This is a genomic window from Streptomyces sp. NPDC028635 (genome assembly GCF_040637635.1).
In the GTDB taxonomy this organism is placed as follows: domain Bacteria; phylum Actinomycetota; class Actinomycetes; order Streptomycetales; family Streptomycetaceae; genus Streptomyces.
Map to the genome: position 1 here is coordinate 57654 of NZ_JBEZWX010000014.1, position 15886 is coordinate 73539.

The window sequence follows — 15886 nt, forward strand, 5'->3', positions numbered from 1 at the left end:
ATGAGTGACGGCAAGGGGTTGGGGCCCCGGGACAGGAAACTTCTGGGCGCGATAGCGTCACCGCAGTACCACACTTCGCGTTGACCCGGGGGGCGACCCTCGGCCCCGAACAGCTTGTACCACCTTGGAGGTGAGGGTGTCCCAGATCGCAGGCGAGCCCGCGGTGAACCAGGACTTCGTGGAGGTCCGGCTGCCGGCTGCGGGTGCCTACCTGTCGGTGCTGCGGACGGCCACGGCCGGTCTCGCGGCCCGTTTGGACTTCACCCTGGACGAGATCGAGGACCTGCGCATCGCCGTGGACGAGGCCTGCGCGATCCTGCTGCAGCAGGCCGTGCCGGGCTCGGTGCTCTCCTGCGTCTTCCGGCTCGTCGACGACTCACTCGAGGTCACCGTCTCGGCGCCGACCACGGACGGGCACGCCCCCTCGCGGGACACGTTCGCCTGGACCGTCCTGTCCGCTCTCGCGGGCAAGGTCTCCTCCGCCGTCGACGAGGACAAGACCGTTTCGATCAGCCTCTACAAACAGCGCGGCGCGGGACCCGGGCCGGCGTGAGGAACGGGGACGGGCCGGTGCGGGACGAAGAGCGTGGCACCAGGGAACTGCCGCCCGAGAACGCCCTGGGCGCTCAGGGTGTTTCCCGGCGTACGGCGGACGGCATCGACGGCATCCCCGAGCAGGCACGGCCGCATCCGGAGGACGAGTCCTCCCGGGCCGGGGCGGTGGACGCCGGTCTGCGGGGCACCGCCGACAGCGGTCCGCGGCCAAGCGAAGGCGCCGGACGGGGCACGCCCCGGGGCCGGCGGAACGGGGGCACCCCTGTCCCAGCGGAAGCCGGGGCTCGGGGCAGGGCAACGGGCGGGACGATGAGCGAGCACGAGCGAGACGCCGAGGAACAGGCGCCGGACGGTCAGGCCGTGCGCGAGGTGCAGGCGCAGGACGGGCAGACCGTGCGCGCGGTGCACGTCACGCCGCACGCCCCGCAGGACCGCAGCGGAGCGCGGGCGATGTTCGTCGAGCTGCGGGCGCTGAAGGACGGCAGCCCGGAGTACGCCGAGCTGCGCAACAAGCTGGTCCGCATGCACCTGCCGCTGGTCGAGCACCTCGCGCGCCGCTTCCGCAACCGCGGCGAGCCGCTCGACGACCTCACGCAGGTCGCCACCATCGGGCTGATCAAGTCCGTCGACCGCTTCGACCCGGACCGTGGCGTGGAATTCTCCACGTACGCGACCCCCACGGTCGTCGGCGAGATCAAGCGGCACTTCCGCGACAAGGGCTGGGCGGTACGGGTGCCGCGCCGGCTGCAGGAGCTGCGGCTGTCGCTGACGACGGCCACGGCGGAGCTGTCCCAGCTGCACGGCCGCTCGCCCACGGTCCATGAGCTCGCCGAGAAGCTGGGGATCTCGGAGGAGGAGGTCCTGGAGGGCCTGGAGTCGGCCAACGCCTACTCCACGCTGTCCCTGGACGTCCCCGACACCGACGACGAGTCCCCCGCGGTCGCCGACACCCTGGGCGCCGAGGACGAGGCGCTGGAGGGGGTCGAGTACCGGGAGTCGCTCAAGCCGCTGCTGGAGGGCCTCCCGCCGCGCGAGAAGCGGATCCTGCTGCTGCGCTTCTTCGGCAACATGACCCAGTCGCAGATCGCGCAGGAGGTCGGCATCTCCCAGATGCATGTGTCCCGGCTCCTGGCGAGGACCCTGGCACAGCTGCGGGAGAAGTTGCTCGTGGAGGAGTGACGCGCCCTTCGCGCCTCTGACGGCTCCCGGTGCGGGTGTGAGCGCCCACGGGAGCCGTCGCCGTTACTTCTGCGCCCCCGGCCCGGCTCCCGGCCCACGGATGCCGAGGGCACGGGTCGTCTCGCCGTTGACCAGGAGGACCAGTCCGGCGACGGCGACGGCCGTCAGCGCGATGCCCGCCGGGATGGCGGCGCCGTCGGCGTGGATCAGGTTGTAGGCCACCGGCAGCGCGAGGACCTGCGTGATGACGGCCGGGCCCCGGCTCCAGCTGCGGCGGGCCAGCAGCCCGCGGGCGGCCAGCAGCGGCAGCAGCGCGAGGACGACGATCGTCACCCCGCCGGTCACCGCCTGCTGCCGGTCGTCCGGGGCACCGGTCAGGCCGAGGACGAGCATCCACACCCCGCCGACGAGCAGCGCGAGCCCTTCGAGACCGGCGAGCGCCGCGGCGTACGTCAGACGCCGCGGGCGCGGGCCGGCGGGGTCCTGGGTCTGCGTGGGGGTGGGGGTCTGCTCACTGCTCACCCCTGAAGGGTAGCCCTCGGCCGACGCGTCCCCCAGGGCAAGGCCCACCCGGCCCGGCCACCCGGCCCGCCCCGGGGCAAGCCCCGGCGGCCCCCCTCTTACCTGTTCCCTACCTCGCCCTCGTACGAGTACCGCTCAGTAGGTACGCTGCACGTCATGCGTGCACTTCTCGTGGTCAACCCGGCGGCAACCACCACCAGTGCGCGCACACGCGACGTGCTCATCCACGCGCTCGCCAGCGAGATGAAGCTGGAGGCGGTCACCACCCAGTACCGCGGGCACGCGCGCGACCTCGGCCGGCAGGCCGCCACCGGTGACGACATCGACCTGGTCGTGGCCCTCGGCGGCGACGGCACGGTCAACGAGGTGGTCAACGGGCTCCTGCACGCCGGCCCCGATCCGGCGCGGCTACCCGGCCTCGCGGTGGTGCCCGGCGGTTCCACGAACGTCTTCGCCCGCGCGCTGGGCCTGCCCAACGACGCCGTGGAGGCGACCGGCGCTCTGCTGGACGCGCTGCGCGAGGGCAGCGAACGCACGGTCGGCCTGGGTCTGGCCTCCGGCACGCCGGGCACGGAGGACGAGGCGGTGCCGGAGCGCTGGTTCACCTTCAACGCGGGCCTCGGCTTCGACGCGGGTGTCGTCGGCCGGGTGGAGCAGCACCGCGAGCGCGGCAAGAAGTCGACCCACGCGCTGTACGTACGGCAGGTGGTGCGTCAGCTGCTGGGCGAGTCGAACCGCCGGCACGGTTCGATCACGCTGGAGCGGGAAGGTGAGGAGCCGCTCACGGATCTCGTCCTCTCCATAGTCTCGAACACCTCGCCATGGACGTTCCTGGGCAACCGCCCGATCTACGCCTCCCCGCAGGCCTCGTTCGACACGGGGCTCGATGTTTTCGGTCTGCGCCGTCTGTCCACGGCCGCGGTTGCCCGGTATGGCACCCAGTTGCTCACTTCGTCCCCGGAACGCGGACCCCACGGCAAGCACGCCGCGGCACTGCACGATCTGGACCGCTTCACCTTGCATTCGAAGGTGCCGCTCCCCCTCCAGATGGACGGTGACCATCTGGGGCTGCGTACCAGCGTGACGTTCACAGGTGTACGCCGTGCACTGCGTGTGATTGTGTGAGCAGAAAGGGCCAAAGTCCTTTCACTCGAACGTTTAGGCCAGGATCCACCCCATGGAAGTACGGCTGTGACCTAGTCGACACCGAAGAATCAAAAAAAACTTTCTTGAAGGGGTTGTATCCGCCGCTGAGGTTTGCGAGTCTCTACGTGGCGATCGGGACGGCCCGCAAGACCGGCCTCCACTGATCACCAGAACCCCTCTACAAAACACAGGACCACGCCGGGGAAGACTCGGCGGTCGGCCCTTCACTTGTTGAGGGATTCGTGAAAGCGTTCACATTCACAAGCAACTTGCACAGTCATACCAAGGAGAGGTAGCAGCCATGGACTGGCGTCACAACGCCGTTTGCCGCGAGGAAGACCCCGAGCTCTTCTTCCCCATCGGCAACACCGGTCCTGCGCTGCTGCAGATCGAGGAAGCCAAGGCCGTCTGCCGTCGCTGCCCGGTGATCGAGCAGTGTCTGCAGTGGGCGCTCGAGTCCGGTCAGGACTCCGGCGTCTGGGGTGGTCTCAGCGAGGACGAGCGCCGCGCCATGAAGCGCCGCGCCGCCCGCAACCGGGCCCGTCAGGCCTCCGCCTGACGACCCACCCCTGCTGACAGCCTGAGCTTGGCGGCGCGCACATCGCGTGCGCATCTCCCGCCCCCGAGCCGCAGCGCGCAGTGAACGAAGAAGTCGAGCACTAGCCTCGGACCAATGGCGGTCCGGGGCTTTTTGCTGTCCGCCGGCCGCGGTGACATGGCCCTCAACTGGCGGGTGGCGCGGGCCACTTGTGCCCTGTGAGCGTTTGCCCTCTTCCCTGTGAGGCGGGCCACTCCTCCCGCATGACGAGGGCCACTCACTCTCTGTGACGTCCGCCGCTTCCCCGCGCGTACCGCCGCCGAGCGGTCCTACTTCTGCGCCCGCACCGGGATGTCGAGGATCACCTGGGTGCCGCGCTCGGGCGCCGGGACCATGTCGAAGGTGCCGCCCAGCTCGCCCTCGACCAGGGTGCGGACGATCTGCAGCCCGAGATTTCCGGCGGTCCGCGGATCGAAGCCCTCCGGCAGCCCGACGCCGTCGTCCTGGACCGTGACGAGCAGGCGCGCCTCCTTCGTGGTACCGCCGCGCACCGCCGAGACCTCGACCGTGCCGGTGTCGCCCTGTTGGAAGCCGTGCTCCAGGGCGTTCTGCAGCACCTCGGTGAGCACCATCGACAGCGGCGTGGCGACTTCCGCGTCCAGGATGCCGAAGCGGCCGGTGCGCCGGCCGACGACCTTGCCCGGGGAGATCTCCGCGACCATGGACAGCACACGGTCGGCGATCTCGTCGAACTCGACCCGCTCGTCCAGGTTCTGGGACAGCGTCTCGTGCACGATGGCGATGGACCCGACGCGGCGGACCGCCTCCTCCAGCGCCTCCCGGCCGCGATCGGAGTCGATGCGCCGGGCCTGCAGCCGCAGCAGGGCCGCCACCGTCTGGAGGTTGTTCTTCACCCGGTGGTGGATCTCCCGGATGGTGGCGTCCTTGGTGATCAACTCGCGCTCGCGGCGCCGCAGTTCCGTCACGTCCCGCAGCAGCACCAGCGAACCGATGCGCGTGCCCTTCGGCTTGAGCGGGATCGCCCGGAACTGGATGACCCCGTCGCTGGCCTCGATCTCGAACTCCCGCGGCGCCCAGCCACTGGCGACCTTGGCGAGCGCCTCGTCCACCGGGCCCCGGGTCGGGGCGAGTTCCGCGGTGGTCTGGCCCAGGTGCTGGCCGACGAGGTCGGAGGCGAGGCCGAGCCGGTGGTAGGCGGACAGTGCGTTCGGGGAGGCGTACTGGACGATGCCGTCCGCGTCGAGCCGGATCAGGCCGTCGCCGACGCGCGGCGAGGCGTCCATGTCCACCTGCTGGTCCGGGAACGGGAAGGAGCCGGCCGCGATCATCTGCGCGAGGTCGGAGGCGCTCTGCAGATAGGTCAGCTCGAGCCGGCTCGGGGTGCGCACGGTGAGCAGGTTGGTGTTGCGGGCGATCACGCCCAGGACGCGGCCGTCCCGCCGTACGGGGATCGACTCGACCCGGACGGGGACCTCCTCGCGCCACTCCGGGTCGCCCTCGCGCACGATCCGGCCCTCGTCGAGTGCGGCGTCCAGCAGGGGCCGGCGGCCGCGCGGGACGAGGTGGCCGACCATGTCGTCCTGGTAGGAGGTGGGGCCGGTGTTGGGCCGCATCTGGGCGACCGAGACGTACCGCGTGCCGTCGCGGGTGGGAACCCAGAGAACCAGGTCGGCGAAGGAGAGGTCGGAGAGCAGCTGCCACTCCGACACCAGCAGATGCAGCCACTCGAGGTCGGAGTCGTCGAGGGCGGTGTGCTGGCGGACCAGTTCGTTCATGGAGGGCACGGGTGCGAGCGTACCTGGCGGTTTGTACGGCCCTGAAATGTACGGCGCGGACCTGGGGCCGTGGGACGCGGGAGACCTCTGGCCGCGGGACTGGGCGGGCCCGGAAACACCCGCGGGCCGCGGCGCCTGGGAGGGACCCTCAACCCTCCCGGCACCGCAGCCCGGAGCAATATCGGCCGTGGGGTGTGCGGTCCCGGTCGGCCGAAGGTGAGGAGCCGGGGCAGTCAGGGCAGAGAGCTCCGGTTCCTCGATCCGTCTTCCTGTGCGGGGAAGACGGAGGCTGTGATCGCTGCGCTCGGTCGTGCTCGCACCGTCCCGACGCATTCTGGACTAGACCACTAGGCCTGTCCATGTGCCGGGGCGGATCGCTCGCGCAGCTCGTGTGAAGTTATTGCACCGCAGCCTAGCCCGCCCCGGTCAGCAACGGGGCCACACCGTCATGGCAAATTCCGCGACCGCTTCCAGTTCCTCCCGGCTCGCCCCGTCCCGTGCCTGCTGCGACATGCCCTGGAACACGGCGGCGGCATGGCGTGCGAGGACGCCCGGCTCGGTGTCCGGCGGCAGCCGGCCGGCGGCGACATCGGCCCGGATGCGGTTCTCGATGGCGAGCACGTTGGCCTCGCGCTGCCGGCGCAGGGCTTCCTCGACCTCGGGGGTCGAGCAGTTGGTGGCCGCGTGGATGACGAGGCAGCCGTGCGGGTGGCCGGGGGCGGTGAACCCCGTCGCGGCCTCGCGCAGCAGCCGTGCCACCGCCGCCTCGGCGGTCGGCTCCTCCTCCAGCGCGCGCTGCGCGAAGGAGCCGTGGGTGGCGCCGTAGACCTGCACGACCTCCTCGAAGAGCGCGCGTTTGTCACCGAAGGCGGCATACAGGCTGGGGGCCCCGATGCCCATCACCCGGGTCAGGTCGGAGACCGAGGTCGCCTCGTACCCCCGTTCCCAGAAGGCCATGAGCGCCTTCTCCAGCGCGGTCGCGCGGTCGAAGGCGCGAGGACGGCCGCGGGGGCGGGGGGTGCGCGCCGCGGTACCGCTGCCGCCGGAGGTCGCCTTGTCTGTTCGCTGGTCACCCATGAGGGGGATTTTATAGCGGGCACTAGAAAAATGTCGGCGGACGTGTGTACGGTCTTTTTGTATCGACCGCTAGAGAAATGCGGCGACGGAGCGAAGGGGGCGCCGACATGGGCGTACTGGCCGGCAGGACGGCTCTGGTGACGGGGGCGAGCAGGGGCATTGGACGCGGGATCGCGGAGCGGCTGGCGCGCGACGGAGCCCGGGTGGCGGTGCACTACGGGAGCAACGAGACGGCGGCGAAGGAGACGGTCGCCGAGATTGAGGCGGCGGGCGGCTCGGCCTTCGCCGTCGGGGCGGAGCTGGGCGTACCGGGGGACGCCGCACGGCTGTGGGCCGAGTTCGACCGGCATGCGGACGGGGTGGACATCCTGGTGAACAACGCCGGGATCGGGACCTCGCACCCGTTCGAGGAGATCGACGAGAAGGAGTACGACCGCCTCTTCGCCGTGAACGTGAAGGCGCCGCACTTCATCACCCGGCTCGGGCTGTCCCGGCTCAGGGACGGCGGCCGCGTGATCAACATATCCTCCGGCCTCGCACGGACCGCGGCGATGCCGCAGCTGATGGCGTACGCGATGACGAAGGGCGCCCTCGACGTCTTCACCCGGGACCTGGCCAAGGTGCTCGGCGCACGCGGGATCACGGTCAACTCGGTCGCGCCCGGCATCGTCGACACCGACATCAACGCCGCGTGGCTGCGGACGAGCGACGAGGCATGGCGGGGCGCCGCCGCGTATTCGGCGCTCGGCCGGGTGGGCGCACCGGCGGACATCGCCGACGCGGTGGCCTTCCTGGCCTCCGACGACGGCCGCTGGGTGACGGGCCACTGGCTCGACGCGACGGGGGGCTCCCTGACCTGACCGGCGTCCCGGCCCGAGGGAGGAGGTCGGAGTGGGCCGGCGGGGCAGCGCGGCGGGGGCGGCCATGCGCCGTGCCGCTGCGGCGGTGGCGGGCGGGGAGGGGCGCGGAGACCCTGGGAGAGGACGGCCCGCCTCTGTTAGATTGGTCTAGATTGGTCTAAACCACATTGCCCGATTCCGGGCACCGGGCGCCCGGCGGCTCACCCAGCGCCTTCCCGGTCCCGGCCACCCCGGTCCCTCTCCGAGTCCCCTCTTCGAAACGGCAGGCCAGCGTGGAAGTTGTCATCGTTCCGGACGCCGAGGCGGGCGGCGAGCTCATCGCCGAGGCCATGGCGCAGCTGCTGCGGCGCAAGCCCGATGCCCTCCTCGGCGTCGCCACGGGCTCGACCCCGCTGCCCATCTACCGGGCGCTGGAGGCGAAGGTGCGCTCCGGTGCCGTGGACACCGGCCGGGCCCGCGTCGCCCAGCTCGACGAGTACGTGGGGCTGCCCGCCGAGCACCCGGAGTCCTACCGCTCGGTGCTGCGCCGCGAGGTGCTGGAGCCGCTCGGCATCGGCATGGAGCGGTTCCTCGGCCCGGACGGCACCGCGCAGGACGTGCAGGCGGCGTGCGAGGCGTACGACAGGGCGCTGCCCGAGGCCGGCGGGGTGGACCTCCAGCTCCTCGGGATCGGGACCGACGGACACATCGGCTTCAACGAGCCGTGCTCCTCGCTCGCCTCCCGTACGCGGATCAAGACGCTGACCGAGCAGACCCGGGTGGACAACGCCCGCTTCTTCGACGGCGACATCGACCAGGTGCCGCACCACGTGATCACGCAGGGCATCGGCACCATCCTGGAGGCCCGCCACCTGGTCCTGCTGGCCACGGGCGAGGGCAAGGCGGACGCAGTGGCCGCGACCGTCGAGGGCCCGGTCGCGGCGGTCTGCCCGGCCTCCGCGTTGCAACTGCACCCGCACGCGACGGTGGTCGTGGACGAGGCGGCGGCGTCCAAGCTGAAGCTGGCGGACTACTTCCGGCACACATACGCGAACAAGCCGGAGTGGCAGGGCATCTGACCGGAGCCGGACAGGCCCGGGCGGCGGAGCCGGGGCGGGCCGGGCGGCGGAGCCCGGGCGGGCCGGGTGCCGGAGTCGGGGCGGGCCGGGTGCCGAGCCGGGCCACAGAGCGTTCCCGCTGGACTAGACCAGAGGGGGCGCCGACGGTATACAGAGGAGATCACGGAGCGTGCGGAGGCGCCCACCGAGGTCACGCCGCACCAAGCCGTGCCACGATGTGAGCCCGCGGCCGATGGCGTGTCGGCCGCTTCGGCACCGGAGCCGGGAAGGCAGAGCATGAGCACCGACGTCAGCAGTGCGGAGAACGACAGTGGCGCCACCGTCCGTACCGCGCGCGTGCCCAAGTACTACCGCCTGAAGAAGCACCTGCTCGACATGACCGAGACGATGCCGCCCGGCACCCCGGTCCCGCCGGAGCGGACGCTCGCGGCGGAGTTCGACACCTCCCGTACGACCGTCCGCCAGGCGCTGCAGGAGCTGGTGGTCGAGGGTCGGCTGGAGCGCATCCAGGGCAAGGGCACGTTCGTGGCCAAGCCGAAGGTGTCGCAGGCGCTGCAGCTCACGTCGTACACCGAGGACATGCGCGCCCAGGGCCTGGAGCCCACCTCGCAGCTGCTCGACATCGGTTACATCACCGCCGACGACCGGCTCGCCGACCTGCTCGACATCACCGCCGGCGGCCGGGTGCTGCGCATCGAGCGGCTGCGCATGGCCAACGGCGAACCGATGGCCATAGAGACCACCCACCTCTCGGCCAAGCGTTTCCCGGCGTTGCGCCGCTCCCTGGTGAAGTACACGTCCCTGTACACCGCGCTCGCCGAGGTCTACGACGTCCACCTCGCCGAGGCCGAGGAAACCATCGAGACCTCGCTGGCCACCCCGCGCGAGGCCGGACTGCTCGGCACCGACGTGGGCCTGCCGATGCTGATGCTCTCCCGGCACTCCTTCGACCGGCAGGGCGAGCCGGTGGAGTGGGTGCGGTCGGTCTACCGCGGGGACCGCTACAAGTTCGTGGCCCGTCTGAAGCGGCCGTAGAACGCTCCGTCACATCCCGCCTCAGTCGCGGTCGGATAACGGTCCAGACCGTCAACGCCCGTTATGCGGACGAGGGGTTCCGTTCCTGCTACACCTGACCTAGATTTCCTGCGCATTGCACAGGTGATCAGTGAGGGGACGGAACCGCGCGATGACGAATGCGCCAGATGTGTCCAGACCGGCGACGGTGACGCCCGTGCGCGTCGTCATCGCCCTCTGCCTTGCAGCGCCCTTCGTGGCGATGCTGTGGGTCGGAAGTTACGCGAAGGTGGACCCTACGTTCATCGGGATCCCCTTCTTCTACTGGTACCAGATGCTGTGGGTGATCATCTCCACGGCGCTGACGGTGCTCGCGTACCAGCTGTGGCGCCGTGACCAGCGCGCCCGTGCCTCCCGGAAGGGCGGTGCGGACCAGTGAAGGACGGCGTGAACGGCGTCGCACTCGGCGTCTTCATCTTCTTCTTCCTCCTCGTCACGGTGCTCGGCTTCCTGGCCGCGCGCTGGCGCAAGGCCGAGAACGAGCACAGCCTCGACGAATGGGGCCTGGGCGGGCGGTCGTTCGGTACCTGGATCACCTGGTTCCTGCTCGGCGGCGACCTGTACACGGCGTACACCTTCGTCGCCGTGCCGGCGGCGATCTACGCGGCGGGCGCGTCCGGCTTCTTCGCGGTGCCGTACACGATCCTCGTCTACCCGCTGATCTTCACGTTCCTGCCCCGGCTGTGGTCGGTGTCGCACAAGCACGGGTACGTGACGACCTCGGACTTCGTGCGCGGGCGTTTCGGCTCCAAGGGGCTGTCGCTGGCGGTGGCGCTGACCGGCATCCTCGCGACGATGCCGTACATCGCGCTCCAGCTCGTCGGCATCCAGGCCGTGCTGGACGTGATGGGCGTCGGCGGCGGCGAGAACACCAACTGGTTCGTCAAGGACCTGCCGCTGCTGATCGCGTTCGGCGTGCTGGCGGCGTACACCTACTCGTCGGGTCTGCGGGCTCCCGCGCTGATCGCGTTCGTGAAGGACGCGCTGATCTACATCGTCATCGCGGTGGCGATCATCTACATCCCGATCAAGCTGGGCGGCTTCGACGACATCTTCGCCAAGGCGGGCCACGCGTTCAGCCAGGTCAACCCGACGACGCACAAGCCGCGCGGCGCGCTGGTCTCGGGTGAGGCCCAGCAGTGGACGTACGCCACCCTGGCGCTGGGCTCCGCGCTCGCGCTGTTCATGTACCCGCACTCGATCACCGCGACGCTGTCGTCCAAGAGCCGGGAGGTGATCCGGCGCAACACCACGATTCTGCCGCTGTACTCCCTGATGCTGGGCCTGCTCGCGCTGCTCGGTTTCATGGCGATCGCGGCCGGCGTCAAGGTGCAGAACGGCCAGCTGGCCATCCCGCAGCTGTTCGAGGACATGTTCCCGGACTGGTTCACGGGCATCGCGTTCGCGGCGATCGGCATCGGCGCACTGGTCCCCGCGGCCATCATGTCCATCGCGGCGGCGAACCTGTTCACGCGCAACATCTACAAGGACTTCATCAAGCCGGAGGCCACGCCGAAGCAGGAGGCCCAGGTCTCCAAGATCGTCTCCCTGCTGGTGAAGGTGGGCGCGCTGGTCTTCGTCCTCACCATGGACAAGACGGTCGCCATCAACTTCCAGCTGCTGGGCGGCATCTGGATCCTGCAGACCTTCCCGGCCCTGGTCGGCGGCCTGTTCACGCGCTGGTTCCACCGCTGGGCGCTGCTGGCGGGCTGGGCGGTCGGCATGGTCTACGGCACGCTCGTGGCCTACGGGGTGCCGTCGCCCACCAACCCGGGCCAGAAGCACTTCGGTGGCTCCGCGAAGGAGATTCCCGGCATCGGCGAGATCGGCTACATCGGCCTCACGGCGTTCGTGCTGAACGTCCTGGTGACCGTGGTCCTCACGCTCGTCCTGAAGGCCGTCAAGGCCCCCGAGGGCGTCGACGAGACCCGGCCGGAGGACTACACGGCGGACGCCGGCGACCCGGGCGTCCAGTCCGAACTCCCCCCGGCCACGGCGGGCGCCGGTCACTGAAACACGCCCCGTGGGCGCGTGAGCTGAGCGAGCAACCGCGGGGCTGCCCCGAGGCGGGCCGCCGGAGGCAGATGCCACGGCGGCCCGCTGTCGTGCGGGCTCCCTCCGCGGACGACAGGCCGGTGCCCCGTGCCCGCCGGGCCGGGGCCGTCGGCGGCCGCCGGGCCGGCGTCGTGCCGACCCGGCGGGCCGCGGACAGTTGACGCTATGAGATCAGCGCAACACAACATCTGGGGGTGACGCGACAGCCCGGCACTAGATGTATGCTCATGCTCGCTGTCGTCGCAGGGGAATCCGGTGCGAATCCGGAACTGTCCCGCAACGGTGTACATGCGTGCTTCGCGCACGCTGGTCCAGTCCGAGGACCTGCCGACAGTGCACCCGGCCACCCGGCCGGCGTGCCCTGACGTCCGGGCCTCGTGGAATGGGCCGGTGGACGCGACGCCGCGTGCGCTCGTGTGCTGCCCCCTGCCCTCGCCGAGGCCCCGTGCCGAGCGAGGGAGAGCCCCACGTGACCATCGCGCCAGCCGATCCGGCCTCAGCCACCCAGCGGGAGCAGGACGGTCCCGGTGCCGCGTTGCTGCGCATCCTGACCGAGCTGACCGCCGACCTCCCCGACGCCGACCCCGGCCGGGTCGCCGCCGCCGCGCTGCGCGGCCGCTCGGCGCACGCCGACGAGGCGGAGCTGCGGGAGCTGGCCACGGAGGCCGCCGCCGGGCTCATCTCCGAGGACCCCGCCTACTCGCGGCTGGCCGCCCGTCTGCTCACCCTGACCGTCCGCGCGGAGGCCGCCTCCCAGGGCGTCACCTCGTTCACGGAGTCGGTCGCCGTCGGGCACCGCGAGGGGCTCATCGCGGACCGGACCGCGGCGTTCGTACGGCTGCACGCCGAACGGCTCGACGCCCTCGTCGACACCGGAGCCGACGACCGCTTCGGCTACTTCGGCCTGCGCACCCTGCACAGCCGCTACCTCCTGCGCCACCCGATCACCCGCAAGGTGATCGAGACGCCCCAGCACTTCCTGCTGCGGGTGGCGAGCGGGCTCGCGGAGGACGACACCGTCCGCTCCGCCGACGAGGTCGCGGCGCTCTACGGGCTCATGAGCCGCCTCGACTACCTGCCCTCCTCCCCCACCCTCTTCAACTCCGGCACCCGCCACCCCCAGATGTCGTCCTGCTACCTGCTGGACTCCCCGCTGGACGAGCTGGACTCCATCTACGACCGCTACCACCAGGTCGCCCGGCTCTCCAAGCACGCCGGCGGCATCGGCCTGTCGTACTCCCGCATCCGCAGCCGCGGCTCCCTCATCCGTGGCACCAACGGGCACTCCAACGGCATCGTCCCGTTCCTGAAGACGCTGGATGCCTCGGTCGCCGCGGTGAACCAGGGCGGGCGGCGCAAGGGCGCGGCCGCGGTGTACCTGGAGACCTGGCACTCGGACATCGAGGAGTTCCTGGAGCTGCGGGACAACACCGGTGAGGACGCCCGCCGTACGCACAACCTGAACCTCGCGCACTGGATCCCGGACGAGTTCATGCGCCGGGTCGACGCGGACGCGCAGTGGTCGCTGTTCTCGCCGGCCGACGTGCCGGAGCTGGTCGACCTGTGGGGCGAGGAGTTCGACGCCGCGTACCGCAAGGCGGAGGACGCGGGGCTGGCGAAGAAGACGCTTCCGGCCCGTGAGCTGTACGGCCGCATGATGCGCACGCTGGCGCAGACCGGCAACGGCTGGATGACCTTCAAGGACGCCGCCAACCGCACCGCCAACCAGACCGCCCTGCCGGGCCACGTGGTCCACTCCTCCAACCTCTGCACGGAGATCCTGGAGGTCACCGACGACGGTGAGACGGCGGTGTGCAACCTCGGCTCCGTCAACCTCGGCGCCTTCGTGGCCGACGGGGACATCGACTGGGAGCGGCTGGACGCCACCGTCCGCACGGCCGTGACCTTCCTCGATCGCGTCGTGGACATCAACTTCTACCCGACCGAGCAGGCGGGCCGCTCCAACGCCAAGTGGCGCCCGGTCGGCCTGGGCGCGATGGGGCTGCAGGACGTCTTCTTCAAGCTGCGGCTGCCGTTCGACTCCGCCGAGGCCAAAGCGCTGTCCACCCGGATCGCCGAGCGCGTCATGCTCGCGGCGTACGAGGCCTCGGCCGACCTCGCCGAGCGCAACGGCCCGCTGCCGGCCTGGGAGAAGACCCGGACGGCACAGGGCGTCCTGCATCCCGACCACTACGACGTCGAGCTGACCTGGCCGGAGCGCTGGGCGGCACTGCGCCGCCGTATCGCCACGACCGGCATGCGCAACTCCCTGCTCCTCGCCATCGCGCCGACCGCCACCATCGCCTCCATCGCGGGCGTGTACGAGTGCATCGAGCCGCAGGTGTCGAACCTGTTCAAGCGCGAGACGCTGTCCGGCGAGTTCCTCCAGGTGAACTCCTACCTGGTCGCCGACCTGAAGCAGCTCGGCGTGTGGGACGCCCGCACCCGTGAGGCGCTGCGCGAGTCGAGCGGCTCGGTGCAGGACTTCGCGTGGATCCCCGAGGACGTGCGGCGGCTGTACCGCACGGCGTGGGAGATCCCGCAGCGCGGTCTGATCGACATGGCGGCGGCCCGGACTCCGTTCCTGGACCAGGCGCAGTCGCTCAACCTGTTCCTGGAGACGCCGACGATCGGCAAGCTCTCCTCGATGTACGCCTACGCCTGGAAGTCGGGGCTGAAGACGACGTACTACCTGCGCTCGCGCCCGGCGACGCGCATCGCCCGCGCCGCGCGGGCCCAGGCCCGGCCTGAGAAGTCCCTCCCCGTCCAGCAGGTGACCGACGACGAGGCGATCGCCTGCTCCCTGGAGAACCCCGAGTCCTGCGAGGCCTGCCAGTAATTCCCACCCGCCCCCGACCACCACCCCTGGAGGACGGCGCTCCGCGCCGACAGAAATGATCCGTAACACGAACCTGCTCGACCCGGGCTTCGAACTGACCCTGCGTCCCATGCGCTACCCGGACTTCTACGAGCGCTACCGGGACGCCATCAAGAACACCTGGACCGTGGAGGAGGTCGACCTCCACTCCGACGTCGCCGACCTCGCGAAGCTGACTCCGGCGGAGCAGCACCTCATCGGCCGGCTGGTGGCGTTCTTCGCGACGGGCGACTCGATCGTCGCGAACAACCTGGTGCTGACGCTGTACAAGCACATCAACTCCCCCGAGGCGCGCCTGTACCTGTCGCGGCAGCTCTTCGAGGAGGCCGTGCACGTCCAGTTCTATCTGACGCTGCTGGACACCTACCTGCCCGACCCGGAGGACCGCGCGGCCGCGTTCGACGCGGTGGAGAACATCCCCTCCATCCGGGAGAAGGCCGGCTTCTGCTTCAAGTGGATCAACGAGGTCGAGAAGCTGGAGCGTCTGGAGTCCAAGGCCGACCGGCGCCGCTTCCTGCTGAACCTCATCTGCTTCGCGGCGTGCATCGAGGGCCTGTTCTTCTACGGCGCCTTCGCGTACGTGTACTGGTTCCGCAGCCGGGGCCTGCTGCACGGTCTCGCCACCGGCACCAACTGGGTGTTCCGTGACGAGACCATGCACATGTCGTTCGCCTTCGACGTGGTCGACACCGTCCGCAAGGAGGAGCCGGACCTCTTCGACGAGGAGCTCGGGCAGCAGGTCACCGACATGCTCGAGGAGGCCGTCGAGGCCGAGCTGCAGTTCGCGCGCGACCTGTGCGGCGACGGCCTGCCGGGCATGAACACCGACTCGATGCGGCAGTACCTGGAGTGTGTCGCCGACCAGCGGCTCACCCGGCTCGGCTTCGCCCCCGTGTACGGCTCGGAGAACCCCTTCTCCTTCATGGAGCTGCAGGGTGTTCAGGAGCTGACCAACTTCTTCGAGCGGCGCCCCTCGGCGTACCAGGTCGCGGTGGAGGGCACCGTCGACCTGGACGAGGACTTCTGAGGCGTTGTCCCTCCCCGGGTCTCCTGGGCCTCCTTGATCTGCCGGTCCATCCGCCGCTCGCGCACGGCGCCGAGTGCGGACGGCAGCATCAGGAGGACCAGGATCCCCAGGGTGAAGAGCA

Annotated in this window: 14 protein-coding genes and 1 riboswitch; of the genes, 11 read left to right on the plus strand and 3 right to left on the minus strand. The window is 70.5% G+C overall.

Going from position 1 to position 15886, the window contains the following annotated elements; translation table 11 throughout:
• Window positions 1-136: 136 nt before the first annotated feature.
• Window positions 137-553, plus strand: coding sequence for an anti-sigma regulatory factor (locus tag AB0E88_RS17605; RefSeq protein ID WP_103781358.1), 417 nt, complete (start codon window positions 137-139; stop codon window positions 551-553).
• On the plus strand, window positions 550-1734 hold the full coding sequence (locus tag AB0E88_RS17610) for an RNA polymerase sigma factor SigF (protein WP_361631105.1): 1185 nt from the start codon (window positions 550-552) through the stop codon (window positions 1732-1734). Before AB0E88_RS17605 ends, AB0E88_RS17610 begins: the two co-directional genes overlap by 4 nt.
• Window positions 1735-1797: 63 nt before the next feature.
• Here the strand turns inward: AB0E88_RS17610 and AB0E88_RS17615 are convergent, their stop codons facing one another.
• On the minus strand, window positions 1798-2256 hold the full coding sequence (locus AB0E88_RS17615) for a hypothetical protein (RefSeq protein ID WP_361631108.1): 459 nt from the start codon (window positions 2254-2256) through the stop codon (window positions 1798-1800).
• 156 nt (window positions 2257-2412) lie between these two features.
• Between AB0E88_RS17615 and AB0E88_RS17620 the strand changes: the two genes are divergently transcribed.
• Window positions 2413-3381: a diacylglycerol kinase family protein gene (locus AB0E88_RS17620; RefSeq protein WP_361631111.1), complete on the plus strand. Its 969-nt coding sequence runs from the start codon at window positions 2413-2415 to the stop codon at window positions 3379-3381.
• 322 nt (window positions 3382-3703) lie between these two features.
• Window positions 3704-3961 (plus strand): WhiB family transcriptional regulator, encoded by a 258-nt coding sequence (locus AB0E88_RS17625; protein WP_003992873.1) that lies wholly within the window; start codon window positions 3704-3706, stop codon window positions 3959-3961.
• Between the two features lie 308 nt (window positions 3962-4269).
• Here AB0E88_RS17625 and AB0E88_RS17630 read toward each other — a convergent pair whose 3' ends face one another.
• Window positions 4270-5745, minus strand: a complete 1476-nt coding sequence (locus tag AB0E88_RS17630) for a PAS domain-containing sensor histidine kinase (RefSeq protein ID WP_361631116.1) — start codon at window positions 5743-5745, stop codon at window positions 4270-4272.
• 417 nt (window positions 5746-6162) lie between these two features.
• A complete protein-coding gene (locus AB0E88_RS17635; RefSeq protein ID WP_361631119.1) occupies window positions 6163-6813 on the minus strand; it encodes a TetR/AcrR family transcriptional regulator in 651 nt (216 codons plus the stop codon).
• A 107-nt stretch (window positions 6814-6920) separates the two neighbouring features.
• Here AB0E88_RS17635 and AB0E88_RS17640 point away from each other — a divergent pair, with 107 nt between their 5' ends.
• From AB0E88_RS17640 to AB0E88_RS17670, 7 genes are all read left to right on the plus strand, one after another.
• Window positions 6921-7673: an SDR family oxidoreductase gene (locus AB0E88_RS17640; RefSeq protein WP_361631122.1), complete on the plus strand. Its 753-nt coding sequence runs from the start codon at window positions 6921-6923 to the stop codon at window positions 7671-7673.
• 272 nt (window positions 7674-7945) lie between these two features.
• Window positions 7946-8731, plus strand: a complete 786-nt coding sequence (gene nagB, locus AB0E88_RS17645; protein WP_361631125.1) for a glucosamine-6-phosphate deaminase — start codon at window positions 7946-7948, stop codon at window positions 8729-8731.
• Window positions 8732-9007: 276 nt separating this feature from the next.
• A complete protein-coding gene (locus AB0E88_RS17650; protein WP_361631128.1) occupies window positions 9008-9766 on the plus strand; it encodes a GntR family transcriptional regulator in 759 nt (252 codons plus the stop codon).
• A 151-nt stretch (window positions 9767-9917) separates the two neighbouring features.
• Complete coding sequence (locus AB0E88_RS17655) at window positions 9918-10184, plus strand: DUF3311 domain-containing protein (protein ID WP_361631131.1); 267 nt, start codon at window positions 9918-9920, stop codon at window positions 10182-10184.
• A complete protein-coding gene (gene mctP / locus AB0E88_RS17660; RefSeq protein ID WP_361631134.1) occupies window positions 10181-11818 on the plus strand; it encodes a monocarboxylate uptake permease MctP in 1638 nt (545 codons plus the stop codon). The genes AB0E88_RS17655 and mctP overlap by 4 nt, the downstream gene beginning before the upstream one ends.
• Before the next feature lie 256 nt (window positions 11819-12074).
• Window positions 12075-12207: riboswitch (cobalamin riboswitch) on the plus strand.
• Window positions 12208-12329: 122 nt separating this feature from the next.
• Window positions 12330-14699: a ribonucleoside-diphosphate reductase subunit alpha gene (locus tag AB0E88_RS17665; protein ID WP_361631137.1), complete on the plus strand. Its 2370-nt coding sequence runs from the start codon at window positions 12330-12332 to the stop codon at window positions 14697-14699.
• A 55-nt stretch (window positions 14700-14754) separates the two neighbouring features.
• Complete coding sequence (locus AB0E88_RS17670; protein WP_361631140.1) at window positions 14755-15765, plus strand: ribonucleotide-diphosphate reductase subunit beta; 1011 nt, start codon at window positions 14755-14757, stop codon at window positions 15763-15765.
• Window positions 15766-15886 lie beyond the last annotated feature (121 nt).